Origin of the sequence: Paraferrimonas sp. SM1919, from assembly GCF_010993985.1 — a bacterium.
GTDB lineage: Bacteria > Pseudomonadota > Gammaproteobacteria > Enterobacterales > Shewanellaceae > SM1919.
This window is the reverse complement of record NZ_WINH01000014.1, coordinates 52,232-78,932: the sequence shown is the minus strand read 5'-3', so window position 1 is coordinate 78,932 and position 26,701 is coordinate 52,232. Positions and strand designations below refer to the sequence as shown.

27 protein-coding genes are annotated in these 26,701 nt (G+C 42.8%); 23 read left to right on the top strand and 4 right to left on the bottom strand.

Features of this window, described 5'->3' with window-relative positions:
- Positions 1 to 16: 16 nt before the first annotated feature.
- A complete protein-coding gene (locus tag GFB48_RS10175) occupies positions 17 to 1,135 on the bottom strand; it encodes an efflux RND transporter periplasmic adaptor subunit (protein ID WP_163934863.1) in 1,119 nt (372 codons plus the stop codon).
- Positions 1,136 to 1,542: 407 nt separating this feature from the next.
- On the opposite strand from GFB48_RS10175, the gene GFB48_RS10170 reads away from it, so the two are divergent.
- The 9 genes from GFB48_RS10170 (at position 1,543) to GFB48_RS10130 (ending at position 11,031) form a co-directional block, all read left to right on the top strand.
- Positions 1,543 to 2,868 carry a carbohydrate porin gene (locus GFB48_RS10170; protein WP_163934860.1) on the top strand — a complete coding sequence of 442 codons (1,326 nt, stop codon included), beginning with the start codon at positions 1,543 to 1,545 and terminating at the stop codon, positions 2,866 to 2,868.
- Between the two features lie 254 nt (positions 2,869 to 3,122).
- Positions 3,123 to 4,271, top strand: a complete 1,149-nt coding sequence (locus GFB48_RS10165) for an arginase family protein (RefSeq protein WP_163934857.1) — start codon at positions 3,123 to 3,125, stop codon at positions 4,269 to 4,271.
- Between the two features lie 69 nt (positions 4,272 to 4,340).
- Positions 4,341 to 5,111 (top strand): SDR family NAD(P)-dependent oxidoreductase, encoded by a 771-nt coding sequence (locus GFB48_RS10160; RefSeq protein ID WP_163934854.1) that lies wholly within the window; start codon positions 4,341 to 4,343, stop codon positions 5,109 to 5,111.
- A 28-nt stretch (positions 5,112 to 5,139) separates the two neighbouring features.
- Positions 5,140 to 6,282, top strand: a complete 1,143-nt coding sequence (locus GFB48_RS10155; RefSeq protein ID WP_163934851.1) for an Ldh family oxidoreductase — start codon at positions 5,140 to 5,142, stop codon at positions 6,280 to 6,282.
- Positions 6,282 to 7,085 (top strand): SDR family NAD(P)-dependent oxidoreductase, encoded by an 804-nt coding sequence (locus GFB48_RS10150; RefSeq protein WP_163934848.1) that lies wholly within the window; start codon positions 6,282 to 6,284, stop codon positions 7,083 to 7,085. Before GFB48_RS10155 ends, GFB48_RS10150 begins: the two co-directional genes overlap by 1 nt.
- Before the next feature lie 70 nt (positions 7,086 to 7,155).
- Complete coding sequence (locus GFB48_RS10145) at positions 7,156 to 8,388, top strand: MFS transporter (RefSeq protein ID WP_163934846.1); 1,233 nt, start codon at positions 7,156 to 7,158, stop codon at positions 8,386 to 8,388.
- 100 nt (positions 8,389 to 8,488) lie between these two features.
- On the top strand, positions 8,489 to 9,247 hold the full coding sequence (locus GFB48_RS10140; RefSeq protein WP_163934844.1) for an NAD kinase: 759 nt from the start codon (positions 8,489 to 8,491) through the stop codon (positions 9,245 to 9,247).
- A 2-nt stretch (positions 9,248 to 9,249) separates the two neighbouring features.
- Positions 9,250 to 9,774 (top strand): hypothetical protein, encoded by a 525-nt coding sequence (locus GFB48_RS10135; protein ID WP_163934840.1) that lies wholly within the window; start codon positions 9,250 to 9,252, stop codon positions 9,772 to 9,774.
- 108 nt (positions 9,775 to 9,882) lie between these two features.
- Positions 9,883 to 11,031 carry a BamA/TamA family outer membrane protein gene (locus GFB48_RS10130; RefSeq protein WP_163934837.1) on the top strand — a complete coding sequence of 383 codons (1,149 nt, stop codon included), beginning with the start codon at positions 9,883 to 9,885 and terminating at the stop codon, positions 11,029 to 11,031.
- A 42-nt stretch (positions 11,032 to 11,073) separates the two neighbouring features.
- Here the strand turns inward: GFB48_RS10130 and degS are convergent, their stop codons facing one another.
- From degS to GFB48_RS10115, 3 genes are all read right to left on the bottom strand, one after another.
- Positions 11,074 to 12,144: an outer membrane-stress sensor serine endopeptidase DegS gene (gene degS / locus GFB48_RS10125; protein WP_163934834.1), complete on the bottom strand. Its 1,071-nt coding sequence runs from the start codon at positions 12,142 to 12,144 to the stop codon at positions 11,074 to 11,076.
- A gap of 110 nt (positions 12,145 to 12,254) precedes the next feature.
- Positions 12,255 to 13,607 (bottom strand): DegQ family serine endoprotease, encoded by a 1,353-nt coding sequence (locus tag GFB48_RS10120; RefSeq protein ID WP_163934831.1) that lies wholly within the window; start codon positions 13,605 to 13,607, stop codon positions 12,255 to 12,257.
- Between the two features lie 79 nt (positions 13,608 to 13,686).
- Positions 13,687 to 14,058: a YhcB family protein gene (locus GFB48_RS10115; RefSeq protein WP_163934828.1), complete on the bottom strand. Its 372-nt coding sequence runs from the start codon at positions 14,056 to 14,058 to the stop codon at positions 13,687 to 13,689.
- Positions 14,059 to 14,235: 177 nt separating this feature from the next.
- Here GFB48_RS10115 and zapE point away from each other — a divergent pair, with 177 nt between their 5' ends.
- The 14 genes from zapE (at position 14,236) to GFB48_RS10045 (ending at position 26,670) form a co-directional block, all read left to right on the top strand.
- Complete coding sequence (zapE, locus tag GFB48_RS10110; RefSeq protein ID WP_240464857.1) at positions 14,236 to 15,315, top strand: cell division protein ZapE; 1,080 nt, start codon at positions 14,236 to 14,238, stop codon at positions 15,313 to 15,315.
- Between the two features lie 247 nt (positions 15,316 to 15,562).
- Entirely contained in the window at positions 15,563 to 15,991 is a 429-nt protein-coding gene (gene rplM, locus GFB48_RS10105; protein ID WP_163934821.1) for a 50S ribosomal protein L13, read from the top strand.
- Positions 15,992 to 16,005: 14 nt separating this feature from the next.
- Positions 16,006 to 16,398 carry a 30S ribosomal protein S9 gene (gene rpsI / locus GFB48_RS10100; RefSeq protein WP_163934818.1) on the top strand — a complete coding sequence of 131 codons (393 nt, stop codon included), beginning with the start codon at positions 16,006 to 16,008 and terminating at the stop codon, positions 16,396 to 16,398.
- A 370-nt stretch (positions 16,399 to 16,768) separates the two neighbouring features.
- A complete protein-coding gene (gene petA / locus GFB48_RS10095; RefSeq protein ID WP_163934816.1) occupies positions 16,769 to 17,362 on the top strand; it encodes a ubiquinol-cytochrome c reductase iron-sulfur subunit in 594 nt (197 codons plus the stop codon).
- Positions 17,359 to 18,573 carry a cytochrome bc complex cytochrome b subunit gene (locus GFB48_RS10090; RefSeq protein ID WP_163934918.1) on the top strand — a complete coding sequence of 405 codons (1,215 nt, stop codon included), beginning with the start codon at positions 17,359 to 17,361 and terminating at the stop codon, positions 18,571 to 18,573. The genes petA and GFB48_RS10090 overlap by 4 nt, the downstream gene beginning before the upstream one ends.
- Positions 18,573 to 19,307: a cytochrome c1 gene (locus GFB48_RS10085; protein WP_163934813.1), complete on the top strand. Its 735-nt coding sequence runs from the start codon at positions 18,573 to 18,575 to the stop codon at positions 19,305 to 19,307. Before GFB48_RS10090 ends, GFB48_RS10085 begins: the two co-directional genes overlap by 1 nt.
- An 87-nt stretch (positions 19,308 to 19,394) precedes the next feature.
- The gene (gene sspA, locus GFB48_RS10080) at positions 19,395 to 20,024 is read left to right on the top strand and encodes a stringent starvation protein SspA (RefSeq protein ID WP_163934809.1); all 630 of its coding nucleotides are present in this window, start codon (positions 19,395 to 19,397) and stop codon (positions 20,022 to 20,024) included.
- 4 nt (positions 20,025 to 20,028) lie between these two features.
- The gene (locus GFB48_RS10075; protein WP_163934806.1) at positions 20,029 to 20,445 is read left to right on the top strand and encodes a ClpXP protease specificity-enhancing factor; all 417 of its coding nucleotides are present in this window, start codon (positions 20,029 to 20,031) and stop codon (positions 20,443 to 20,445) included.
- A gap of 51 nt (positions 20,446 to 20,496) precedes the next feature.
- Entirely contained in the window at positions 20,497 to 21,087 is a 591-nt protein-coding gene (locus GFB48_RS10070; protein ID WP_163934803.1) for an aminodeoxychorismate/anthranilate synthase component II, read from the top strand.
- Positions 21,088 to 21,113: 26 nt separating this feature from the next.
- Positions 21,114 to 21,941 carry a hypothetical protein gene (locus GFB48_RS10065; RefSeq protein ID WP_163934800.1) on the top strand — a complete coding sequence of 276 codons (828 nt, stop codon included), beginning with the start codon at positions 21,114 to 21,116 and terminating at the stop codon, positions 21,939 to 21,941.
- Positions 21,942 to 22,154: 213 nt separating this feature from the next.
- The gene (locus GFB48_RS10060; RefSeq protein WP_163934797.1) at positions 22,155 to 23,378 is read left to right on the top strand and encodes an aspartate aminotransferase family protein; all 1,224 of its coding nucleotides are present in this window, start codon (positions 22,155 to 22,157) and stop codon (positions 23,376 to 23,378) included.
- A gap of 8 nt (positions 23,379 to 23,386) precedes the next feature.
- Positions 23,387 to 24,397, top strand: a complete 1,011-nt coding sequence (astA, locus tag GFB48_RS10055; RefSeq protein ID WP_163934794.1) for an arginine N-succinyltransferase — start codon at positions 23,387 to 23,389, stop codon at positions 24,395 to 24,397.
- Positions 24,398 to 24,406: 9 nt separating this feature from the next.
- Positions 24,407 to 25,867 (top strand): succinylglutamate-semialdehyde dehydrogenase, encoded by a 1,461-nt coding sequence (astD, locus tag GFB48_RS10050; protein WP_163934791.1) that lies wholly within the window; start codon positions 24,407 to 24,409, stop codon positions 25,865 to 25,867.
- An 8-nt stretch (positions 25,868 to 25,875) separates the two neighbouring features.
- Complete coding sequence (locus GFB48_RS10045) at positions 25,876 to 26,670, top strand: DUF1338 domain-containing protein (protein ID WP_163934788.1); 795 nt, start codon at positions 25,876 to 25,878, stop codon at positions 26,668 to 26,670.
- The last annotated feature ends 31 nt before the right edge of the window (positions 26,671 to 26,701 follow it).

Here is a 26,701-nt window from a genome sequence, read left to right as displayed (position 1 = left end):
GATAATTCCCCGAAAATTATTCAGTCACTAACTGTGCTTCAACCGTCGCACCTACACGAATACGTTGTAGGCCATCAACCACGATGCGTTCACCTGCTGCCAAGCCATTGCTGACAAGGTATTGCTCACCTACTTGTTGGAATAGGGTGACGTAACGCTGCTCAATTTGGTTGTCTTTGTTGATGATCATTACGAACTGACCGGTTTGGTCATACTGCACAGCGCGTGAAGGGATAACTAGAGTGGTTACTGATTTGTCTTCTACTTCTACGTTAACGTATTGGCCTGGAAGCAATAATTTTTCAGGATTAGGGAAATCGAGACGCACGGTAATGGTGCCTGATTCTGGATCTACCCTGTTATTCACGAAGCCGACTTCACCTTTATATGGGTAACGAGTGCCGTTTGATAATTTTAAGAAAATATCAAAGTCAGAAGCTTTTTGACCTCTGAGCATTTCTGCTTGGAACTCGGCTAAACCCGTTTTCTCATTAACAGAAATATTTACCTGAGAAACATCAAGTTGAACGATAGTGGTTAATGGTTCCCCCTGGGGTGAAACCACATCACCAATGGAGTATTTATGTTCACCTACACGCCCATTAATTGGGCTATGTACTTGAGTCCAACCTAATTCTAATTGAGCTTGGTCAAGGTTTGATTTAGCCAGTTCAAGGTTAGCGGTAGCAGTGGTATAGGCTAATTGACGTTCTTCATAATCAATTTCTGAGAGGGTTTTTGTTTTGTAAAGATCTTTAGCGCGTTCTAAAGTTCGGAAAGCTTGTTTCTTTTCGGCCTCTGCTCTTGCTACTTCAGCTTGGGCGGAAGTTAATTTTACTTGGTAAGGTTTAGAATCAATTTCAAATAATAATTGGCCACGTTCAACATCGGAACCAGCTTCAACCACTTTGGTGACTAATCGTCCACTAACCAGAGGGCGAATATCAGCATCTTCAGGGGCTTTGGTTCGACCTACAAACTCATAAATTGGATGAATAGTGCCGAGGTTAACTTCTATAGCTGAAACGGCGATCGCAGGGGCTTGAATTGGTGCGGCAGCTTCTTCACTTGGGCTACATGCAGACAAGCCTAGCAAGAAGGCTGTAGCAGTGAGCAGTGGGCGGTATATTGTCATTGGGTTCTCCGACTCTTAATCGACCTGAAAGTAATTACTATAAAGCTGCGCCATGAACGATTGTTCTGGTTGGAGCTTTTTTTATTAACTTTAGACTAGACTTTAAAATTTGGCATATAAAGTAAAATACTGGTACAAAACTTAAGGTTATTGTCACTCGATCAAAGAAGTGTGCAATAGCTCCCAGTTTTAGTTTTAAACCTAATTTGCCCCAAGAATTCCCCCAGAAAATAGGTAGAATGAGCTGCAAATTAACACCATAGAGCTATTACTTTTCCAAGGTTTACAATCAATAACTTGAATTAAGTGAATAGTTTATTGTGGGAACAATTGTGCGAACTGCAAAAAATGAACCTACACTATGGATTTACACCCTTTTATACACTTTTTCTTGGACTGGAGATCGTATGAACCTTTCTAAGCTGGTTACTCTATTAACTGGAGTAAGCTTGTTTGCTGGTGGAGCCGTGGCTCAGCAAAAATTTGAAAACAATGCTCAGTATGTTTCACCCAAAGCTCAAAACCCAATTTATGGTTCTTCAACCGCGCCTGATAGCTATCAAGATATGAAGCGTGAGTTTTCTGAAAAGTATGGTATCGACTATATGCTGCAACTTGCACCAATTATGCAAGTGGATAGCGAAGGTAATACTTACCTAGATAATGAAACCGACTTTAATATCTATAAGCGTTTTTGGGAAAACGATGAAGGTTACGGTAAAATCGTATTCTCAGGTGTAATGGTTAATATGCTTAATGATAGCTACACTCGTCAGTTTGCAAACGGTGGTGGCTTAGGTGTCTCTCAGCCGAATGGCGGTATGACCGGAGCAGGTAAAAACGTGACGGCGATTAATGCTCTTTGGTGGGAAGAAAGCATGTGGGATCGCCAGTTTACCTATCGTGTAGGCCAGCTATATACCATTTACCTATTTGCTCAAAACAAGTACCTGCGCAATGACCGCGAAACTTTCCTAGCCTCACCGTTTTCGCTACAGGGCTTGTCATGGGCGGGAGCAAACCGTGCCATTGGTGCCACTTTCTCGCTACAAAATGACTGGGCATATGTGCTAACCGGTTTTCACAATGCTAAGCCGACAGGTTTAGATATTGATGTGGCAAGCTTAAAAGATGGCAAATTCGTTAAGCACTTAGAGTTTGGTTTAACGCCTTCATTTGACTTTGGTGAAGGCTCATACAAGGTGAGCATGGCCCATATTGATGATACGGGCTCGGCGGCGAATAGTAACGATCCAGTCGCATACGAAGCCAACAAAGAGGGGACGACTCTTTCTGTAAGCATGAGCCAAGATTTTGGTTCTGTAGGCTTGTTTGCCCGCTTTAACCGCTCTTACGACCGCTATGCAGCTGATGCTGGTGACTCTAATTACAAAGGCGGTTGTACTAATGCATGTTCAACCGGTTTTGCGACCAAAGCAAGCGCGGTTGGTGGTGTGGTTTTCAATGCGCCTTTCGGTCGTGCTGATGACACCATTGGTATTGGTTATGCGGAAGTGGAACCAACGGCCACCAGTATACAACGTGCAAAAGATGCTGGTCTGGTGGATGACTGGGGTATTGAGAAGTCGATGGAAGTTTATTATGAGTTCGCATTAACACCGCGCCTAAGTGTTGCTCCGGATCTACAATACTACTTTACTCCATCTATTTCTAAGCATACCAGCAAGGCTGGTAACTTTGTTGCTGGATTACGTCTTCGTTATATGCTCTAAATTGCATTATTGTTCATTAAAGGCGCTCTTTTGAGCGCTTTTTTTTCAATTAAATTAAGCACATCTCCAAAAACCTTGATATAGCGGCATTTCAAATTTAATTTACATAAAAATGCAAATTTGCCCTGCATGATGAAAATGTTCTGCTAATGTTTATTTAGGAAATATTGGTAAATAGTCACCACATTGAAGTTTTTTCGGGTGGTCACTTTTTTCCTATGACTTACTAAGTATAAAATTTCTGGAGAGATTAGATGAAAAAGTATCCACCTATTCCTGAAGAGCGTTTGGCAAGATACAGAGACCTTTGGGAAAACTCTATGAGTATCGATGGTATCGATAAAGAGGTTATGGATCACCTAATTCGGATGAGTGAAATGGGCGGTGGCGCTGGTATTGAGGTTGTGGGTAACCTTAACAAAGAATACCTTGGTGCGTTCATGGCTCCGTTTTCTCGTGACACTAAAAATGCCGATATTGTTGTGATTGGTCAGCCACTTGAAAAAGCGGCACCAATGAATAGCTCCCACAAATATGGACCTAAAGCCCTTCGCGACCTTTCGAAAAATGCCATGGGTACCATTGAGCCAGGGCCCAATGGTGGCTGGGATATCCCGTTTGATAATGCGCGTATCGTTGATTACGGCAACATTGATACCTACGGTCAATTTGATATGCGAGATGAAGTACAGAAAATCGTTGATGAGTACGACCGTATTGTCAATGAGGACGAGTGTGTCACCTTCACTTGGGGTGGCGACCATACCACTTCTTATGCTCCAATCGCAGCTCTAGGTAAGCGTTTTGGTCCATTAGCATTAATTCACTTTGATGCGCACTACGACTTAGTAACCTTTGCTGACTTTGAATACCCATACCATTCAGGTAACCAGTTCACCCGTAACTTTGCCGAAGGTAACCTAGACCCTGAGAAAATGATTACTATGGGGATCCGTGGTCGTATGACGGCACTGGTTGGTGGCCATGCCAAAAACTTCGGTGTAGAAACGTACACAGCCGATGACGTATTTGATATCGGTACCGAAGAAATCGCGAAGCGCATTCTTAAGCGTGTTGGTGATGCACCGACTTATTTCTCATTCGACCTTGATGCCCTAGATGCCACCGATAACGCCTCTAACTCGGCCATTGAACCATTTGGTCTTAAGTCACGTCAGGTATGGGACATCATCCGTTACCTACGTAAGCATGGCGACATCAACCTAGTGGGTGCTGACGTGGTGGAATACACCCCACAGCATGATTTATCCAAGCGTGATGGCTACATTGCCGCCGGCCTTTCTTGGAAACTTCTCTGCTGGTTAGCCGATTGTGAAGCCAAACGTAATGGCGAGAAACGTTTAACTCAGTGGCCACAAGCCTTTGGTAAAGCCAGTCTGTAAGAGAGCATTATCATCATGGGAGGCATTTCTCCTCCCATTTCTTTCTTAATTGACTTCTAGAGAGTAGATATGAGCTTTTTTAATTTAGATGGCAAGGTAGCGGTCATTACAGGCGGTACCTCAGGCATTGGTCTTAGCACCGCAATACGCTTGCATCAAGCGGGCGCAAAAGTGGTCGTTGCTGGCCGCAAAAACGGCGAAGAAGCAGCAAAGGCTTGTAATGGTCACTTTGTGGCAACCAACGTTGGTGATGAAGATAGCGTTAAAAACCTGATCGATGAAACCGTTAAGCTGCATGGCGGTTTAGATATTTTGATTAACTGTGCAGGTGTTAACGCCGGCTATAACGAGTTATTGGACTCAGAGAAAAAAGATTTCGATTTTAACTATGGCATTAACACCATGGGCGTTGTTTATGGCATTAAGCATGCTGCGGCACATATGAAAAATGGTGGTTCCATTGTTAACGTTTCATCTGCTGCTGGGGTGCAAGGGGTTCCTTATCTTGCACCTTATGTAGCGTCAAAATGGGCGGTAATTGGCATTACCCGTACAGCGGCGCTAGAGCTTGGTAGCCGAAATATTCGCGTAAACGCTATTTGTCCAACATCTGTAAACACGCCTATGGCAAATACCCCAGATGGTAAGCCTCAGCTTGATATGGAGCATAAAGCGGTGCCACTTGGTCGTATTGCTGAGCCTGAAGAGGTTGCAGCCATGATTCACTTTTTAGCCAGTGATGATTGTGGTTTTGTGAATGGTCAAACGATTGGTGTTGATGGCGGCTTTACCGCGGGCATGAGCATCGATGCTTATAACACATTAGCTGGTTTAGCTTAAATATAGACAACTTGAGAGGAAACGAAATATGGCAGCACCTGGTAAAACAAAAAAAACCAATGCATCATTTTTGAAGTATGCACTGAAGCGAGTTTGGATGGCAGAGGGTGCCTCTGAAGAGCATGGCGAAGCCGTTGCTGAAGCGCTTATGACGGGTATTCGTCAGGGTAAGCTTAATCAAGGGTTGGGTGTATACGAAGCCATCGATATTATGAATCAGATGGGCTTATTAGACATCAAAGCGGTTCCTGAAATTGTTAAAGAAGGCCCGACATGGGCTGTCTATGACGGAAAAGAATCAACCGGTTATTGGACCTTGACGAAGATGACCAAAACTGCGATTGCAAAAGCAAAAGAGCATGGTATTGCGATCGTATTTGGTTTCAACCATAACGATGGTGGTTCGTTCGGTTCATACACCTGGATGGCCGCTCAGGAAGATTGTGTGGCATTAACCTCGAACAACTCAGTACCAATGTGTTCGCCGTTAGGTGGTATGGGTAACGTAATTTCAGTGCCGCCTCTTGATGCTATTGGTCCTTACGGTGAAAAAGCACCAGTATGGATGTCTACCAAATTGTGTGAATGGTACGACGCTGACACTGCTCAGGCAGTGCTTCAGGGGACTAAGTTGAAAGGTAACTTTGTTATTGATCCTGATACTGGCGAACTTTCAAATGACCTTGCACCTTATGCTCGCCCGATTGAAGGCTACGGTCGTGTATTCGATCAAAGCGCTTTCCAGGCTCTTGGTGAACCGCGTACTTACATGCTTAACCTATGGAATGAGTTGATGACAGCAATCATTAACCCTAATGGCGTGATTGCTCCAGAAGTCCCCTCTCTAACAGAAATCGCAGCGGGTGAAGCCAAATCAACGTCTGTAGGTGGCTCATACATGTTAGTTATTGATCCATCACACTTTGGCCCAATTGAAGAAGTGAAGCGCAAGTCTGATGCGCTTGCCACAGCGATTGAAAATACTAAGCCGTTACCGGGTAGTCGTGGTTGTCGTATGCCTGGCTCAGAGGGTTGGAAATCGTTGCTCAGTGGTGCGGAAGATTGTGAAGTGCTTGATTCTCACTGGGAACCGTTCTTTAAAACTCAAGCTGGTCGTCATGGTTTCACAGAAGAAAGCCTATGGGCTGACTGGGAAAAGGAGAATAAATAATGGGCAAATTAACTGGCAAGGTGGCGGTAGTCACCGGTGCAACTAAAATGAAAGGCTTAGGCCGTGCTATTGCATTAGGTTTGGCTAGAGAGGGCGCGAGTATTGCCCTAACTGGCCGTGCCAGCTCTAAAGCAGGGCTAGATGAAGTGGTTCAATCCATTATTGATGAAACTGGTGCAAAAGCTATTGGTGTGTTAGTGGATGTAGCCGATCAGGCGCAAGTAGACAGCGCTATCGCTGAGGCCGCAGAAAAGCTTGGTGGTGTTGATATTCTTGTGAATAACGCAGGTATTGGTGCGGGTTCTGGTGTATTTCTTGAAAATACAGAACGTGACTGGGATGCAAACTATGGCGTTAACGTAAAAGGTACCTTTGCGATGTGCGCGGGTGCGATACCTCATATGGAAAAACGCGGTGGCGGTGCCATTATTAACGTAGCTTCACTCGCTGGTATCGGTGCTTCTGTGGGGATGCCTTATCCTTACATTGCGACTAAACATGCGCTTGTCGGAGCCACCAAAGCACTAGCGCTTGAGTATGGTTCAAAAGGCATTACTGCAAACGTTGTGGCGCCGGGTGCGATAGCCACAGATATGCTTATGGAGGCTTACAAAGCAATCGCAGAAGCGGAAGGTTGTACTGTCGAAGAAGCAGCGGCATTAGAGAACTCAACTATTCCAGTTGGGCGTCCAGCAGAGCCTTCTGAAATTGCTGCAGCGATTGTGTTCTTAGCAACCCCAGAAGCGAAATACGTTACAGGTATTACCGTACCTGTAGCTGGTGGTATGTCTGCCGGTATCTAATCGAGAGATTGGATGCAACAATTAAAGCCGGCGGTCCATTACTGTCGGCTTTTTACTTGAGAGAAAGCTTATGTTGAAAAAATTAGGTATTGAAGGCTGGTTTGCGGCACATTTTGCCTATGGCATCATTCAGATGATTTTCATTCCTATATTGGTGCCGGTCTTTGTTTTAGCACAAACTAAAGATGCGGCAGTGGTAGGTATTGTCATGGGAATTATTGGCTTTTCAGGCCTATCCGCTCCAATTCTTGGGGGGCTTGCTGATAAATTTAAAGCCCATAGGTGGGTACAGCTGATCGGTGTGGCATCTTATGCGTTAGCGGCTGTGATATTTTCAATGTCAGGAACTACGGTTGCCTTGCATATTCTTGGTGCGATCTTTTTAGGGGTCGGTTCAGCCTCACTATTGATGATGAACCCAGCTTTTGTGGTTGCAGGTGGTTATTCCCAAGATGAAGAGGCGCTAAAGCTCACCCGTCTAAATCAGATTGCAATTGTTGGTGCGCTTGTGGGCGGATTTTTATTGAGTTGGCTTAGCACATCAGCAGATGATGGTGGCTTAGGTTTGTCTCATCAACAGCAATTTTATGTAATGGCGCTTATCGCTATAGCTTCTTTGTTGATTACTGCATTGACTAACAAAGAAGCTGCGGAGCGGGTTGCAAGTGGTGGCGCAGATGAGCAATCTGAGGCCGAAGAGGACGAAGGTGGCAATATTGGCGAATTATTAATGTCACGCTTTGGTCTATTTTTATTGGCAGTATTTTTTATCACCATCGGTCAAGGCGTGATTACTGGCCAATTCCCTAATTACATGGGAGATGTTTTTGGAATCGATGTTGCGCTGTCTTCTAGTGCCCTATCGGTATCCGCTGCGGTATCTTTGATTGTACTGGTTTTAGCAGGTAACTGGATGGCTAAGCTAGGTCCTGCGCCAGTATTTGTTGGGGCGCTGATTGCGTCTGTGGCGTCGATGGTGGCATTAGTTCTAGTGGCTATGGGTGGTCCTGCCATTTTGGCCTATGTTCCGTTAGGCTTATACGTTATTTACCTACAGGGCATTGCAGTTTGTGATATGTCACAGCCTTCGGTTGCTGATAAAAATTCATCAGTCGGTGCTGGTTTAACCCAAGGGTTGTTAATGTTTTCTATCGCCATCGCCTACGCAGTAGGTAATGTGGTCGGTGGGTTTAGCGCTAAGGAATTTGGATTCGAAAGTTTGGCTGTCGTCGTCGCCATTGTAAGTGGACTGTCGGCACTGATTGCATTTATTAGCTTAATAGGAAAAAAACAGTCAAGTTAATTTTCTGCCACTTAAAATGGGGGCTTAGCCCCCATTTTTGTTTAATCAAATGAATTATGATAATTATAAGTAGTCCAGTTAAATAGATTAGGGAAGAACGGTGAAGTTAGCCTGCGTTTATAGTGGTACAGCAAAATCTTTGGAGCATTATCAAAAACTTTCGCAACAGCATAAATGGGTTCCTGCTGAGATTGCGGATGTTATTATCGTGCTTGGTGGCGATGGATTCTTATTGCAAAGCATTCATGATTTTGGCCATTTACCAGCCCCTATTTACGGGATGAACTCTGGTACTGTAGGTTTTTTATTAAATCAATTCCAGCAGGATGACTTATTACAGCGCTTAGCTTTAGCACATACTGAAACCATATCGCCAATCATCACTAAATTAACCACAGTCGATGGTCTCATTCAAGAAGTGAAAGCATTCAATGAGGTCGCATTAATCCGTCAAGGAGGGCAAACGGCTAGCATCAGTGTGACGATTAATGGCAAAGAGCGGATGCCTCGATTAGATGGTGATGGTATTTTGATTGCGACGCCAGTGGGGTCGACCGCATACAACTTATCCGCGGGTGGTCCCATTGTGCCGGTCGGGGCCAATTTGCTCTCTTTAGCTCCCCTTAATCCATTTAGACCAAGGTCTTGGTCTGGGGCATTGCTACCTGATAGCGTGGAAATAGAAATTAGTACCCTACAACAAGAAAAACGGCCCGTTAGCGTTGCCTGCGATGGTAATGAAGTGAGGAATGTCATAAAAGCGCAATGTCGATTAAGTAATGACATCAAAGTTTCATTATTATTTGATCCTGGACATTCATTAGAAGATCGAATCATTCGAGAACAGTTTGAGACTTAATTATGACAACCACTAAATCATCATGGCGCTACACCCTTGGCAAGTTAATGTTTCTCGTGCCATTTCCTTTATTTTTTATTACTCCTATTGTTGTGCCATTTTTGGGCTTTTCTGCAGTAGAAACGGCGGCAATAATTGGTACCGCTTTATTGACCATTGAAATTGTTTGGTTTGCTAGTATTCCCTTGTTAGGTAAGGAAGGGTTTAAATCTCTAAAGGCACAGACATTTAAAGTTGTCGGAGATTTTCTAAAATACCCTGGTAAGCAGAGGTATTATACAGGCTTATTGATGCTCGGCATTGCCATTGGCGCTCAAGGCTTTATTTGGATTTGGTTTATTTTAACTCAATATTTTGGCACTGAAGAGCATGTGGTCTGGCTGGTTGAACATTTTGATCATATGGATGCAATTTTAGCGGGCATACATACTACTGCAATCGTTTGTACCCTAGTTGGTGCGGTGCTTGCCGGTTTAGACATGTTTGCGCGAATAGTGAAAGCTTTAAAATATCCTGAGCCAAAATAAGTTTTGAAACCCTCATGTAGGTTATTTATTTAAATAACCTCATATTAATAGCTATTTCCTACTAGACTGAAGGAGTGATAAATCATTTACTTCTAAAGTAGGAGAGCTATGAAATTCGCAGTGATTACCATCCACTTAACCTTGTTATGTTTTGGTGCCCATAGTGCAAATTTGATGGATCAATTTATCGATCCCAAAGATGGCGCTTTAGATGCTAGTGAATTTATTCTCGAAAATGCGAGTGGCTTTTTACCTGTTCCAATCATTATTACAGAACCTGCAGTAGGTTTTGGTGGTGGTGCTGCACTGTTGTTCTTTCATGAAAATGAACAAGAAAAAAAAATAAGATTAGCCTCAAAAGATAAAATGGTTTATCTGCCTCCTAGTGTTTCTGCGGTAGCCGCAGCCGCTACCTCTAATGGTTCTTGGGTTGCAGGTGGCTTTCATTTCGGTTCTTGGATGAAGGACACCTGGCGTTATCAGGGCGGATTGTTTGGGGGAAAATTTAACCTTAAATACTATGATGACGACCTATTTAAAGAAGCCCCTTTAAATTTCTCGATTAAGGGCACTTACTTTATGCAGGACTTGGACTACCGCCTGCCTAATAGCAATTGGTTTGTAGGAACTAAATATACTTATTTTCAATCAGAGACGGATGTGGAACTTGGTTTGGGGGCAATGCTGCCCCCTGAATTACGCGACCAAAATTTTGAAGATAACGATGGTGCCTTAATGCTTAAAGCAACCTGGGACAGTCGCGATAACCTGTTTACTCCAAATTCTGGACTTAAATTTAAAGTTTCTAGCGATTTTCATGACAAGTTTTTTGGCGGTGACTTTGACTACCGTAAGGACAGAGCTACCCTTCATTATTACAATCATTCATTTGCGCAGTGGGTCATTGGTATGCGAGCAGATTTTGAGCATGCCACTTCTGAAGCTCCTTATTACGCTCGCCCATTTATTAAGATGCGTGGTATTAAAGCCATGCGTTATCAAGACGACTCTACAATACTTGCAGAAATTGAGGCACGTTACGATATTACTCCGCGATGGTCTATGATCGGCTTTGCAGGTACAGGTAAAGCTTATGGAGAGAAAAGCTTTTCAGATGCTAGCTTCCAAACCGCCGGTGGTGCCGGTTTTCGTTACTTGGTGGCACGTTTACTCAATCTTCGAGCGGGTATGGATGTAGCCAAAGGGCCTGAGGAGTGGACTTACTATATTCAGGTAGGCAATGCTTGGAATAATTAATTACCCCTATCAAAAGGGGAATTAACGCTATTGGATGAGTCATTAACGCATTTCAAAAATGGTAATTTCTAATTCGATATTACGTCCATTACGGTAAATCAGTAAACTGGCCGTAGTGCCTGGAACGCTTTCTGCAATGAGATCTTTAAGGTCGGATGGGGTATTAATAATTTGCCCATTAAATTGCAATATAACGTCGTCAACTTCAACTCCTGCCTGTGCCGCTGCACCTTGAGCAAAGACCTGAGTCACCAGCACCCCCTTGGTATCAGGTAGGCGAAGTAACTGCGCTTCCCTTGGGCCAATGTTCGTTCCGTTAAAGCCTATTTCTCCGCGGATAACTCGGCCATATTTAATGAGCTTATTCATGATGTTACTGGCTAATTGTATTGGAATAGCGAAGTTAATTCCTTGGCGAGCATTTTCGCTTCCCAATTCAAACTCAAATCGGAATGTCGCGGTATTAATACCAACTAAATTACCGTTACTATCTATTAAGGCTCCGCCGGAATTCCCTTCATTAATTGCGGCATCTGTTTGCAAGAAGTCTTGTAAACCTGTGACACTCATGCCAACTCTACCGGTTGCCGACACAATGCCCTGGGTAATGGTTTGTCCTAAATTATAAGGATTACCAATTGCTAACACGACATCGCCAACTTGTGATTGATAATTGGAATCTACCGATAGAAAAGGCAAATGGTCTGCGGATATTTTAAGTACTGTTAAGTCTGTCATTGGGTCACTACCAATAACCTGACAGTAATAACTTCGACCATCTTGAAGAGCAACCAGTATCTGGTCAGCGCCACTTATTACATGGTAATTCGTCAGAATGTAGCCGTTAGAGCTCACTATCACCCCAGACCCCAAGCCTTTTAAGCGCGAACTACTAAATGAATTTTGCTGTGAAAGGCTGTAGATATTGACTACCGCCGGAGAAGCTTTTCTAACGGCATCTGAGAAGCTGAGGCGATCGTGGTTGCCAAAAAAATTGATACTTGCTGAATGGTTACTATTGTTCCACGAACGTACAGCAACAATCACTAAGCCAACCAAGAGGCCTAGGCTAATTGCCTTAAGCAGATAACGTGCAATAGGTAGTAACTTCATAAGATGGTTAATATGTTGAATGTTAAGTAAATTGTAACATTGAAACAGAAAATACCAAACCGCTCAATTGAGCGGTTTGGTAAAATAGGCAACAACTAATTTGTGAGAGATTATTTTCTTAAGAAAGTATAAAGCAGTTGCCCATTACGGTTGATAAGTAGGGCTACTCGGTGCTCTTTATCGCTTAATAAACTCCTTAAATCTTTAAGGTTGGTTGTTTTACGACGATCCACTTGTACGATAATATCGCCCTTTTGTAAGCCATTTCTATATGCTGGAGAGCCATTAGTCACTTCGCTAATCTCTACCCCAACGGCTGCATTGGTATCGCTCAAACTGGCGCCTTCGAGTCCGGGATGAATGACCGCGGCTTGCACGTTTTGTTCATTACCTGAACCCAAAAGAACCTCGAATTTAAGCTCTTCACCTTCACGTAATACAGTCAGATTCACTTCTTTACCGGCCCCTAAAGTACCAATCTTAGCCCGTAATGATTGGAAGCTTTTTACTGGACGATCGTTTAAGTGGGTGATGATGTCACCTGGTTTTAAACCTGCTTTAGCGGCGGCGCTGTCTTTGACTACCTGAGTAATAAAGGCACCATGAACGGTATCATAATCAAATTGCTGTGCCAGCTCTTTATCGAGCTCATTACCAATGACGCCGAGCACGCCTCGGCGAACCTCACCATGATCAATAATTTGCTCCACTAAGTTAAAGGCCATATTAGAAGGAATGGCAAAACCAATCCCTACATTGCCGCCATTAGGACCAACGATGGCAGTATTGATACCGATCAGTTCACCTTTAAGGTTGACTAATGCACCACCGGAATTACCACTATTAATGGCGGCGTCGGTTTGAATGAAATTCTCGAGACGCTCAATGCCTAAGCCACTGCGGCCTAGGGCACTGACAATACCTGAAGTCACGGTTTGGCCGAGACCAAATGGGTTACCAATGGCTACAGAAAAGTCACCGACCCTAAGCTGATCAGAGTTGGCTTTTTTTATTGCGGTCAAATTTTTTGCGTCGATTTTTAATAAAGCAATATCAGACTCAGGATCAGAACCAATCAGTTCCGCTTCAAATTCTCGACCATCAGATAAGCCAACAGAGATTTTGTCGGCACCATTAATCACATGATGATTGGTAATGATATGACCTTTATCAGCATCAATAATGACCCCAGATCCTAAGCCTTTAAATGGGCGTTCTTGTACTCGCTGTTGGGGCGCTTGCGGGCCAAAGAAATAACGAAACATTTCAGGGATTCGCTGCGTCGTGACCTGAGTGCCAGCCACGTTAACTGATACAACAGCTGGAGTTGCACGTTCGAGCATAGGGGCTAGTGAAGGTAATTGTTGACCATCTACACTGAATGGCAAAGCGGCCTGAGCGCTATGGGGTAAAAAGGTGCTTAACGATAAGACTAATGCGGCAATTGGGAATGCTTTTTTCATTAAAATAAACTCCTACTAATCCATATTTATTCTATACGGATTAGTAGACTGAGCTTATTTTTAAAAGTTCTTATACAAGTTAACTTTTTTTGGTATTGATGATTTTTTGAGAGCCCTTAACATAATCTTTAGGAGGTAAATCCAACGTTTCATTAGCTGGAGCTGAAGGTGAAAAAGTCACCAGCTTCTTATCGGTTTCATCCCCAAGCATGTTTTGCGCAGATTCATTCCAATGTTCATTAATACGATTAATATGATTAGTCATTGCTTCAAGCATCTCATGTGTACTTGCAAAGTAATCACTTAGCTCCTGCTTTTGTTGCTCAAGCTCAAAGCGTGTGTTCTCGAGTTGCGTTTGAGTTGGGGATTGTTTATTAATTAAGAAAGTGTGACCGATGTAGCCAGCACCCGCGCCAATAATGAAGGTGATCAGAGGTAATACCCAATCCATAATTACTCCGTATTAAAATTGAATTAAATTTTTAAGGCACCCACATTCATTATAGATTCTGTGTGAGCATGTAATGATAAATATACCTGTTGTTTTAATGACATGATACTATCGAAAAAGAATATTTAATGACAAAAGTTGTAGAGGAAAGTTGTGGCTACAAGCTCACCACTAGTTATATATAGGCAGGATATAGCCAATAAGGGGTTTGTTGAAGATGATGCGCAATTGAATGCTGTCAAACATTTGCAGCAGCTATATGAAGAGCTGTGCCAGCCTATCGAGTCTGCTTCATGGTTGCAAAAACTATTTTCCAAACCTGCGTTAAATCAACAACCCAAAGGCTTGTATTTTTGGGGAGGAGTAGGCCGTGGAAAAACTTATCTGGTAGATATGTTTTTTGAGAGCTTGCCTTTTGATAATAAGCTCAGGGCGCATTTTCACCGCTTCATGCAGCAAATCCATGATGATTTACAACGTTTAAAAGGCCAAAGGGATCCTTTGTTAATTATTGCTGATGAAATAGCATCAAAATACAAAGTAATATGTTTTGATGAATTTTTCGTTAGCGACATTACTGATGCCATGTTATTGGGAACCCTATTTCAGGCGTTGTTTAACAAAGGTATCGTATTGGTAGCTACCTCAAACATTGAGCCAAAGCACTTATATAAAAATGGCTTACAACGTTCCCGCTTCTTACCTGCAATTGCAGCGATTGAGGAAAATTGCTTAATCGTTAATGTTGATTCTGGTGTGGATTACCGCTTAAGAACCTTGACACAGGCAGAAATTTTCCACTCCCCACTTGATAAACAAGCAAATGTTCAGCTTAAACAATATTTTCATCAGTTAGCTGACGCTAAGGTCGAGCATAATAAAAGCATTGAAATCAACCACCGCCAAATCAACACAATTTCGGTTACCGAGGGCGTGGTATTGTTTGATTTTAAAGATTTGTGCGACGGTCCAAGAAGTCAGAGTGACTATATTGAGCTGGCTCGCATCTATCACACCGTGCTTTGTGCTAATATACCTCTGATGGGCAAAGAGCATGGTGGGGATGATGTCGCACGCCGGTTTCTTGCGATGATTGATGAGTTCTATGATAGAAACGTCAAATTTATTGCTTCAGGTGCTGCACCAGTAAGTAATATCTATCAAGGTGGGGCATTGGACTTCGAGTACCAGCGCTGCATCTCGCGCTTAACGGAAATGCAATCTCATGAGTATCTCGCTAAGCCTCATTTACCATAAAGGCAAAAATGAGAGCTAAGTTATCAATTTTTTTAAAATAAGTGATGATTTTTAAAGCGAACTTCTCTATAATGCGCGGCCTGCCCACGTTAATTCTCGTTTTCGGACGAGTGTTTGATTAGCTTATGACAAGCTCGAAGGGGCTTTGCAATATAAGCAAATTATTGAGTCGCTAGTCATCTGTTTTAAACAGTAATGATTATGTGGCTTTGTGAAAGCAATTTTTTAAATTTTGGGTTTAAGTTTTATGACAACTTTTACTGCTAAGCCAGAAAACGTTAAACGTGACTGGTTCGTCGTTGATGCAGACGGCAAAACTTTAGGTCGCCTATCTACTGAGATCGCTCGTCGTCTACGTGGTAAGCACAAGCCTGAGTACACTCCTCACGTTGACACTGGCGATTACATCGTTGTTATCAACGCTGACAAAGTGACAGTTACTGGTAACAAAGCGAAAGGTAAAATGTACTACTCGCACTCTGGTTTCCCTGGCGGCATCAAAGAAATTAACTTCGAGAAGTTAATTGAGAAGAAGCCAGAAATGATCATCGAGAAAGCTGTTAAAGGTATGTTGCCAAAAGGTCCTCTAGGCCGTGCAATGTTCCGTAAGCTTAAAGTATACGCTGGCGCTGAGCATAACCATGCTGCACAGCAACCACAAGTTCTTGATATCTAAACGGGATTAAACCAATGGCTGAAACTCAGTACTACGGCACTGGCCGTCGCAAAAGCTCAACAGCTCGCGTATTCTTAAAAGCAGGTTCTGGTAACATTATTGTTAACAACCGTACTCTAGACGTTTACTTTGGTCGTGAGACTGCTCGTATGGTTGTTCGTCAACCACTTGAGCTAGTTGAAATGCTAGAGAAATTTGACCTATACATCACTGTAAAAGGTGGTGGTACTACTGGTCAAGCTGGTGCTATCCGTCACGGTATCACTCGCGCTCTAATGGAATTCGACGAGTCTCTACGTCCTACTCTACGTGCCGCTGGCTTCGTTACTCGTGACGCTCGTCGCGTTGAGCGTAAGAAAGTTGGTCTACGTAAAGCACGTCGTAAGCCTCAATTCTCTAAGCGTTAATATTTCGCTTATACGAATTTCAAAAACCCAGCCTTTTGGCTGGGTTTTTTTATACCTGTAAAAACGGCTACAGTGAAAGGGCTGCTAAGGTAATCCATCGTCATCATTAGCGGCCGAATTCAATTGTGATTGTCACTTCGGCACGCAAGCATTGAAAAAAGCAAGATTGAGGCAACTAGCATATTTAATTCGCAGCTTCATGAATAATACCCCTAAAAAACTTGGCATTATTTGGAATAAAACATGATCGAGGTAGGATTTTTTGGGTATAATGCGGATGGATTTATGTATCTTGTCTTAAATTGGAGACGAGATACCTAAAAACTTTAAAGAACTAAAAAATATCAAGACCCATATGAGGGAGATTTGGATGAGCAATGCGCCTGTTGATACCGGTCGTCGCAAATTCCTGACTGCTACTACTGCCGTTGTAGGTGGTGTTGGTGCGGCGGCTGTTGCCGTACCATTTATCAAGTCATGGAATCCAAGTGCCAAAGCAAAAGCTGCTGGCGCGCCGGTTGAAGTTGATTTAAGTAAAGTGGAGCCGGGTCAATTGATCCGTGTTGAGTGGCGAGGTAAGCCTGTTTGGGTTGTACGTCGTACACAAGAAATTATTGATCAATTAACAACGATTAACGATCAATTACGTGACCCTAGCTCGCAAGAGCCTCAACAGCCTGCATATGCAGCTGGTGAAGAGCGCTCTATCAAGCCAGAGTATTTTATTGCTGTAGGTTTATGTACGCACCTAGGTTGTTCACCAACTTACTTACCAGATTCATTCGGTGAGCAGGTTGAAGGCGTTAAGTCTGGTTTCTTCTGTCCTTGTCACGGTTCTAAGTTTGATATGGCTGGCCGTGTATTCGCAGGTGTACCAGCTCCGTTAAACCTAGTTGTTCCTAAGCATCACTATGTTAACGACACCACTGTGATTATTGGCCTTGATGAAGGAGAGTCAGCATAATGAATAAGCTTATCGAGTGGATCGATGCGCGTATTCCGATGACGGCGACCTACAACAAGCACGTCGGTGAATACCCAGCTCCTAAAAACTTTAACTTTTGGTACTTCTTTGGCTCTCTAGCCATGTTAGTACTAGTTAACCAGCTACTAACTGGTATCTGGCTAACCATGAACTATGTACCAACTGCTGAAGGTGCATTTGCTTCTATCGAATACATCATGCGTGATGTTGAGTACGGTTGGTTACTGCGTTATATGCACTCTACAGGTGCTTCTGCGTTCTTCGTAGTGGTGTACCTGCATATGTTCCGTGGTCTAATGTACGGTTCTTACCAAAAGCCACGTGAACTACTGTGGTTATTCGGTATGCTAATCTTCCTAGTACTGATGGCTGAAGCCTTTATGGGTTACCTACTACCTTGGGGACAAATGTCTTACTGGGGTGCACAGGTAATTATTTCACTATTCGGTGCGATTCCTGTCATTGGTGACGACTTAACACTATGGATCCGTGGTGACTACGTTGTTTCTGGTGCAACGCTAAACCGTTTCTTCGCCCTTCACGTTATCGCATTACCGCTAGTACTTGTGGTTTTAGTTTTCCTACACATTGTTGCTCTGCACGAAGTAGGTTCAAACAACCCAGATGGTATCGATATTAAGAAGAACAAAGACGAAAACGGCTGGCCAAAAGACGCTATCCCATTCCATCCTTACTACACAGTGAAGGACATTCTGGGTGTTGCAGGTTTCCTAATTTTATTCTGCTATGTCATTTTCTTCATGCCAGAAGGTGGTGGTTACTTCCTAGAGAAGCCAAACTTTGAAGCGGCTAACCCTATGAAGACCCCTGAGCATATTGCCCCAGTATGGTACTTTACTTCGTACTACGCGATCCTACGTGCTGTTCCTGACAAGCTACTAGGTGTTATCGCAATGGGCGCGGCAATTGTTGTGCTATTCCTACTACCTTGGATTGACCGTTGTAAAGTACGCTCTATCCGTTACCGTAGTACTCTGCACAAGCTAAACCTTGCTCAATTTACTATCTGTTTCATCATTCTAGGTGTTTTAGGTGCACTACCTTCAACTCCAGCTCTGACTGTACTAGCTCAGGTTACTTCTATAGGTTACTTTGGTTTCTTCGTAGCTCTATGGTTCTACTCTAAGAATGAAAAAACTAAACCTCTGCCAGAAAGGGTAACAGGCTAATGAAAAAGTTATTGATTGGATTATTGACTTTAGTGCCATCCCTAGCGATGGCCGCTGGTGGCGCCCCGGTGCCATACCAAGCAAATATTGACCTAACCGATACTGAGTCACTACAACGTGGTGCTAAAGTGTTTATGGAAAGTTGTTTTGGTTGTCATAGTGCACAATACCAGCGCTATAACCGTGTTGCAGACGATTTAAATATCAGCTACAGCGACATGCTGCAAAACTACATGGTAAATGATGCTAAAATTGGTGAGTTGATGGTGAATTCTGTCGACAATGAGCAAGCTGCTAAATGGTTTGGCGCAGCGCCACCTGATTTAACATTAGTTGCACGTGTACGTGGTGAAGACTGGGTATACAGCTACTTGAAAACGTTTTATGCCGATGAGACTCGTCCATTTGGCGTAAATAACACAGTATTCCCATCAGTAGGCATGCCGCATGTGCTACAACAGTACCAAGGTATTGCAACTGTAGATTCAGTAGATGAAATGGGTCGTGTGACACTTAAAACTGATGAAAACGGTAATGTCATCACTACTGGTGGTAGCATGAATGCTCAAGAGTACGATCAACTAGTTAAAGACCTAACCGGTTTTCTAGTTTACTCAGCGGACCCAGTTAAACTTGAGCGTGAAAGCTTAGGTAAGTGGGTACTAGGCTTCCTATTTATTTTCTTCATTATTAGTTACCTATTGAAGAAAGAATACTGGAAGGACGTGCATTAATTTGCATCAGCGGGTAAAATAGCTCGATACGGTACGGGAAGCTCTGGTTTCTCGTACCTTTTATTTTAGATAAACCAAGGGGGAGTTATGGCGATTGCTGCCAATAAGCGTTCAGTAATGGTGTTATATTCTGGAGCCAATGACTTATACAGTCATCAGACACGTATCGTTCTGGCTGAGAAAGGGGTAACCGCTGATGTCATTCAAGTGGATCCTAACAACCTGCCTGAAGACTTAGCAGAACTAAACCCTTACAACACGGTACCTACTTTAGTAGACCGTGACTTAGTCCTTTATGAGTCACGTATCATCATGGAATATCTTGATGAGCGTTTCCCACATCCACCGTTAATGCCGGTTTATCCTGTTTCTCGTGGTAGCTCTCGTTTGATGATGCACAGAATTGATAAAGACTGGTACAAATTAGTTCATAACATTATGAATGGTGTTAATGCGGATGTATCTCGTAAGCAATTACAAGAAAGCTTATTAGCGTTAGCGCCGTTATTTGCAGAAACGCCATACTTTATGAGCGAAGAGTTCAGCTTAACGGATTGCTACATTGCGCCACTATTATGGCGTTTACCTGTACTTGGAATTTCAATCGATACTCCAGCAGGCAAAGAAATTAAAGCTTATATGACTCGCGTATTTGATCGCGATTCTTTTAAGGCGTCATTAACTGAGGCTGAGCGTGAAATGCGCATGAGCATGTAACAATATGGCTCCTAATAGACCTTATATCCTAAGAGCATATTACGAGTGGTTGACTGATAATCAATTAACCCCTCACTTAGTGGTTGATGCCACTATTGTTGGTACAGTCGTGCCAAGACAGTTTGTTCAAGATGGACAAATTGTGTTAAATATTAGCTCAACCGCAGTACAAGGTTTGCAATTAGGTAATGACGAAATTCGCTTCAGTGCACGTTTTAGTGGTCAACCAATGCAGGTTATCCTGCCACTTGCTGCGGTGATTGCGATATATGCTCGAGAAAATGGAGCCGGTCAGGTGTTTGAGCCAGAAGAAGCTTATGAAAACCAGGCTGATTTAGAGCTAGAACAGGAAGTCGCCATTGATGAAGTTGATGAAAAGCCAAAACCTAAAAAAGGCAATCATCTAACTTTAGTGAAATAACATAATATAAAGAGAGCTTAGGCTCTCTTTTGTTTATAAGTGGTTTGAATTTTGATTTTAGTTATCGATAACTACGATTCATTTACTTTTAATTTAGTCCAATATTTTCAGCAATTAGGGCAGCAACTACGTGTTGTTCGTAATGATGAAATTAGTTTGCTTGAGATAGAGCAATTATGTCCAGATTATATTGTGATCTCTCCAGGTCCTTGTACCCCTAATGAGGCTGGTATCTCTTTGGCAGTAATTGAACGTTTTGCTGGGACAATCCCTATCCTAGGTGTCTGCCTTGGTCATCAGGCCATTGCCCAAGTTTACGGCGCGAAAGTCATTAAAGCCCCAGAGCCGATGCATGGTAAATTAAGTAAAATTAATCACAGCGGACAAGGACTGTTTAGTAATATCCCCAACCCCATCAATGTCGTCCGTTACCACTCATTATTAATTGATAAAATACCCCAAGGTTTTGAAAGAACCGCCTATTTTGATGATCCTCAACATGGTGAATTAATCATGGCCATGAGTAATCCGCAGCTAAAATTATATTCAATGCAATATCACCCAGAATCGATTTTAACGGAGTCAGGGTTACAGATGCTGGAAAACTTTTTGAATTTAGGTAAAGTAGTGGATAAAAAATGACATCAATTAGGTAAGTAGGGGCGAGTTTGTCTATAGAGTTTCAGCGGGATCCATTTTTGAGCATCATGCAGACTTTTTTGCATAGCTCAGCGACAGTCGCTGACAAGCTTCCTCAGTTTAGGCGCCATATAATTAAATTAGATCAAGACTTTCAACAGCCTAGAAATTTAATTAATAAAACCTATCACTTATCTAGTTCCAAGTTAAGGCATTTAGTTGGCTGCAACAGTTTGCAACATCGACATGTCTTATTTGTCAATCAAGGCTGCTTTGGCGTTGACACACCAGAATTAGAGCTTAATTTTATTGAATCCTTGATGGCAACCATGCAGGCGCAAGTATGGCAATCTCAGCCTAGGGTCAATAAAGACTATGGTTATCCTAGTGCTTCAATAGAGCTAATGTCAGCTTATAAAATGATGCGTACATTTGCCATCAAAGCTGAAGATATCACCATTGTCGCTTGCGGTGCGGGTGCTCAAGTTGTTCAAGACTGGCTACAAGCCTGCGCCATTCAAAATATGCAAATTACCAGTCATATCGTTTTCGTCTCTCCATGGTTTAATGACGCATCACAAGCGTCAGAGTTGAATGTCTATCAAAGGGTCTGGCAGCAATTAGCGGCAAATTATGGCGCCAAGCAGAAAGTACAGCACTTCCATTGGCCAGTGACCAAAATAAGCTTATTTGATGCAAAATATAATTTAGATTCGGTTGACCAAGTAAAGACTCAATTACAGGCTTTAGGTGGGAATTATAGCGCCACCCCTGTATTTGTTTCCCAAGCGTACCTAAGCTATCACTGGCGCAGTAAAAACTCTCAAATTGCTGATTTTATAAGAGATTTAAGCTGATTTTGTTGGTTTTTATCGGCAATGACTTTTTTTTGCTTAATTATTCATAAGTTTTACTGTTATTTGCTTGATAAAACAGCTTCGCTTTATAGCTATGCAATGCCCTCTTTTACGTTGTAAATTTTACTAGAAATTTGTCTATTTCCTCGTTATGTTGCCTGTTGTTAATGTAATGCTGTCAGAATGTATAGCAAAAGTTTTGAAGGAATATCTATGACTAATGTTCACCCAGTCCGTGCCGATTTTGATAAGTACCAAGCACCTAATTATGCCCCAGCACAAATCGTACCGGTTCGTGGCGAAGGTTTAAAAGTGTGGGACCAGCAAGGAAATGAATATCTCGACCTAGCGGGTGGCATTGCGGTTAACTGTTTAGGACATTGTCACCCTACAGTGACTAAAGCTTTGCATGAGCAGGGCGATAAACTTTGGCACGTTGCTAATGTGATGACTAACGAGCCCGCTTTGATGCTAGCGAAAGAATTAGTTGATAATACTTTTGCTGAGAAAGTCTTTTTTGCTAACTCCGGTGCCGAAGCCAATGAAGCGGCATTTAAATTGGCGCGTCGCTATGCCAAAGACCACTTTGGAGAGCATAAAGATCAGATCATCGCATTTAATCAGGGCTTTCATGGGCGTACTTTCTTTACTGTGACTGTGGGTGGCCAGGCCGCGTATTCAGATGGTTTTGGACCTAAGCCACAGAGCGTAGAACACATAGATTTTAATGATATCACTGCACTTGAGCAGCTAATCAGTGATAACACATGTGCGGTAGTTGTGGAGCCTATTCAAGGAGAAGGCGGGGTCATTAGTGCCCATGATGATTTCCTTGTTAAGTTACGTCAATTGTGTGACAAACATAATGCCCTATTGGTTTTTGATGAAGTGCAAACCGGTATGGGAAGAACAGGCAGTTTATATGCTTACATGCAAACCCCGGTGGTGCCTGATATTTTAACGAGTGCGAAGTCGTTAGGCGGTGGTTTTCCTGTTGCTGCAATGTTGACCACAGATAAAATTGCGCAGTCTTTGGTGATTGGTAGTCATGGTTCGACCTATGGTGGTAACCCGCTTGCCTGCGCGGTCGCTTTAGCTGTGCTAAAAGAAGTCAATAAGCCAGAAACCTATGCCAATGTGGCTGCACGCAGCGAGCAATTGAAACAAGGTCTACTTGCTTTAGGCAAGAAATATGATCTATTTGCAGACGTTCGCGGTAAAGGCTTGCTGATTGGTGCACAGTTAAGCTCTAACTACCAGGGTAAAGCTAAAATGATACTTAACGCCGCCCTTGAGCAAGGATTGATGATACTGGTTGCAGGGACCAGTGTTGTTCGTTTTACCCCGGCTTATATTATTACCGCTGAGCAAGTTGAGCTCGCTTTGAATAAGCTTGATGCTGCCATTGCGCAGTTAATGGTAAGCAACTGGGAATAACCAGCAGTATGTTAATAATTAGGCCTATTCGCCATGATGATTTTGAGGCTTTAAAGCACGTAGCCAAAAAAACAGGACATGGCTTCACTTCCTTACCAGAAGATGATGAACTGCTGCAATCTCGAATTGCGCGCTCGGTTGCTTCCATTAATAAAGATGTTGCCACTGTCAATGATGAGAGTTATCTGTTTGTACTAGAGGATACTCTGACTCAAAAAGTGGTCGGAACCTGTGGTATTGAGGCCGCTGTAGGTACTGCAGATGCGTTTTATCATTATCGTTTAGGTAAAGAAGTTTATTACTCCAAAGATTTAAACGTGAGGAATGAAGTTCAAACCCTCACCTTGTGCCACGATTATACTGGCGCCACAGAGTTATGTACTTTGTATTTAGATGAAGACTATCGACAAGGTGATAACGGGCGGTTGTTATCAAGAAGTCGATTGTTATTTCTTGCGAGTCATCCCCATCGTTTTGCATCGACAGTGATAGCTGAAATGCGTGGAGTCAGTGACAGAAATGGCGCCTCACCATTTTATGATTGGCTGCAAAAGTATTTCTTTACTATCGACTTTCCAGAAGCCGATTATTTATCTGGAGTTGGCAAAAAAACCTTTATGGCCGAATTGATGCCACGCAGTCCAATCTACACTTGTTTGTTACCGCAAGACGCTCAGGCGGTCATAGGCCAAGTTCACCCTAGTACTGCTCCAGCATTAAAGTTGTTGCAAAAAGAGGGGTTTAGCTTCAGAAATTATGTAGATATTTTTGATGCGGGGCCAACTATTGAGTGTCAATTGTCACAGATAGAGTCGGTTAAAAATAGCCAAGTATTCACTGTCAATGCCGATAACGTAACCTCCACAACACGGTATTTAGTGACCAATTTAGGTTTGACTGAATTTAGGGCTACGATTTGCGAGGCAACAATTGCAGGCGCCGTCATCCACCTTGAGCCTAAAGTGATTGATGGCCTAATGATCAACAATGGTGGTCAAGTGCGAGTAATAGAGATTTAAGGAAGAGAGATGCTGTTTATTAATGAGCAATGGATAGAAGGTGAAGGGCAAAAGTTTAATTCTTTAAATCCCTCAACCAACGACATAATTTGGCAAGGGTGCAGTGCCTCTGCAGAGCAAGTTGAGCAAGCATTCGAGTCTGCGCGTGAGGCGCAAATGCCATGGCAGTTATTGGGATTTGAAAAACGATGTCAGTTCATCGGTCAATTCAAAATACAATTGGAACAGAATAAACTTCATATCGCTGAAACCATTGCCTCTGAAACGGGTAAACCTCTGTGGGAAACCCAAACAGAGGTAGCAGCTATGATAGGTAAAATTGATCTTTCTATTAGAGCATATAATCAAAGAACCGGCACCAGCATCACTGAAATTAATACAAGTGCGCAAGCAGTATTAAGGCATCATCCCCATGGGGTTGTAGCGGTCTTTGGTCCGTATAACTTTCCAGGGCACCTCCCTAATGGCCATATCGTGCCAGCCCTTTTGGCGGGTAATACTGTGCTATTTAAGCCTTCACCTTTAACGCCTAAGGTTGCTGAAGTTATGGTTAATTTATGGCAACAAGCCGGTTTACCTAAAGGGGTGTTGAATTTGTTGCAAGGGGAATTATCTACCGCGAAGGCGATAGTTAATTTACCAAAACTAGATGGCTTATTTTTCACTGGAAGTTCAAACACCGGTGCTCATTTACAGCAAACCTTTGGTGCCGATCCAGGCAAAATATTAGCCCTTGAAATGGGGGGGAATAACCCGCTTATTGTGAAAGATATAAGCGATATAGACGCTGCTTGCCATGAAATAATTCAATCCGCTTTTATCTCTTCAGGACAAAGATGTACTTGTGCGAGAAGACTTTATATCAAAGATGACCAACAAGGGGAGGAGTTGCTTAAAAGACTGGTCGAATTGGCTGCCAATATCGTTGTTGACGATGCCTTTGCCCAGCCACAACCTTTTATGGGGGCGATGATTTCGATATCAGCGGCAGAAGGGATCATAGATGCTCAACAGGCATTAATTGCAAGCGGTGGTAAATTGCTATTAGAAGCTAAATTTATTAAACCCAATTGTGCCTTAATTAGTCCGGCAATCGTTGATGTCACTGATGTGCAGCAGTTAGCGGATGAGGAACACTTTGGTCCTCTATTAAAGGTCGTTCGATATCATAGTTTCGATGACGCTATTGCAATGGCAAACGATACTCGATTTGGATTATCAGCGGGACTGCTGGCCGACTCAAGGGACGATTTTGATTACTTCCTGGCGAGAAGTCGCGCTGGTATTGTTAACTGGAATAAGCAAACTACAGGAGCAGCAGGCTCAGCCCCATTTGGTGGGATAGGTGCTTCTGGTAACCATCGGCCTTCAGCATTCTATGCTGCGGATTATTGTGCTTACCCTGTGGCTTCGATGGAATTTGAAGCTTTAACATTGCCGCAAGTGCTCAGTCCCGGCTTAAAGTTTTAGGAGAAAATATGAATCGTGATATGCAAGGTTTATTTGAAGCTTTAAAACATGATTTTTACCAACAAATGCCCAGTGCTGAGGCGATAGAGCATCTATTCCAGGCACATGGTCCAATAGTGAACGATCATATTGCATTGAGAACTTTTGATCTTGCCAAAGTTAATATGATGCAGCTTGCAAGACATTTTATTGCTGGTGGCTATCAAGTGAAAGGAGAGTACCAGTTTGAACAGCGAAAACTCAATGCAATCCATTTAGAGCATATCTCAGGTAATCTTCCCAAAGTATTTATTTCTGAGTTACAAATAGAGTCGTTTTCTGCAGGGTTTCAAAATTTGATTCGTGAGTTAGTCGCTGAAGTCGATGAGCAGCAAGTATTGGCGGAAAACTTTCCGTATAGCGGGCGCTTATGGGATCTCAGCTATGATGAATATTTACGACTAAAACAAGAAAGTGAATATGGCGCTTGGGTAGCTGCTTTCGGTTATCGTGCTAACCATTTCACTCTAGATATTAATCGCCTTACCAGTATGAATGAACTTCAGCAGGTAAATCAGCTATTGCAAGACAATGGTTATCAAATGAATAGCGATGGTGGTTTAATTAAAGGCACAGCACAGCAGTTATTAGAACAATCTGCAACGGTTGCTGATCATGTCGAAGTAATTTTTACTGATAAAACTTGCTCATTACCAGGTAGTTTTTATGAGTTTGCTAAACGTTATCCAATGTCCGATGGCACACTTTATCAGGGATTTGTGGCCAGTTCAGCCGATAAGATTTTTTCAAGTACTAACAGTTAGTTATTAATAACATAAGACCCAGTATTAACTG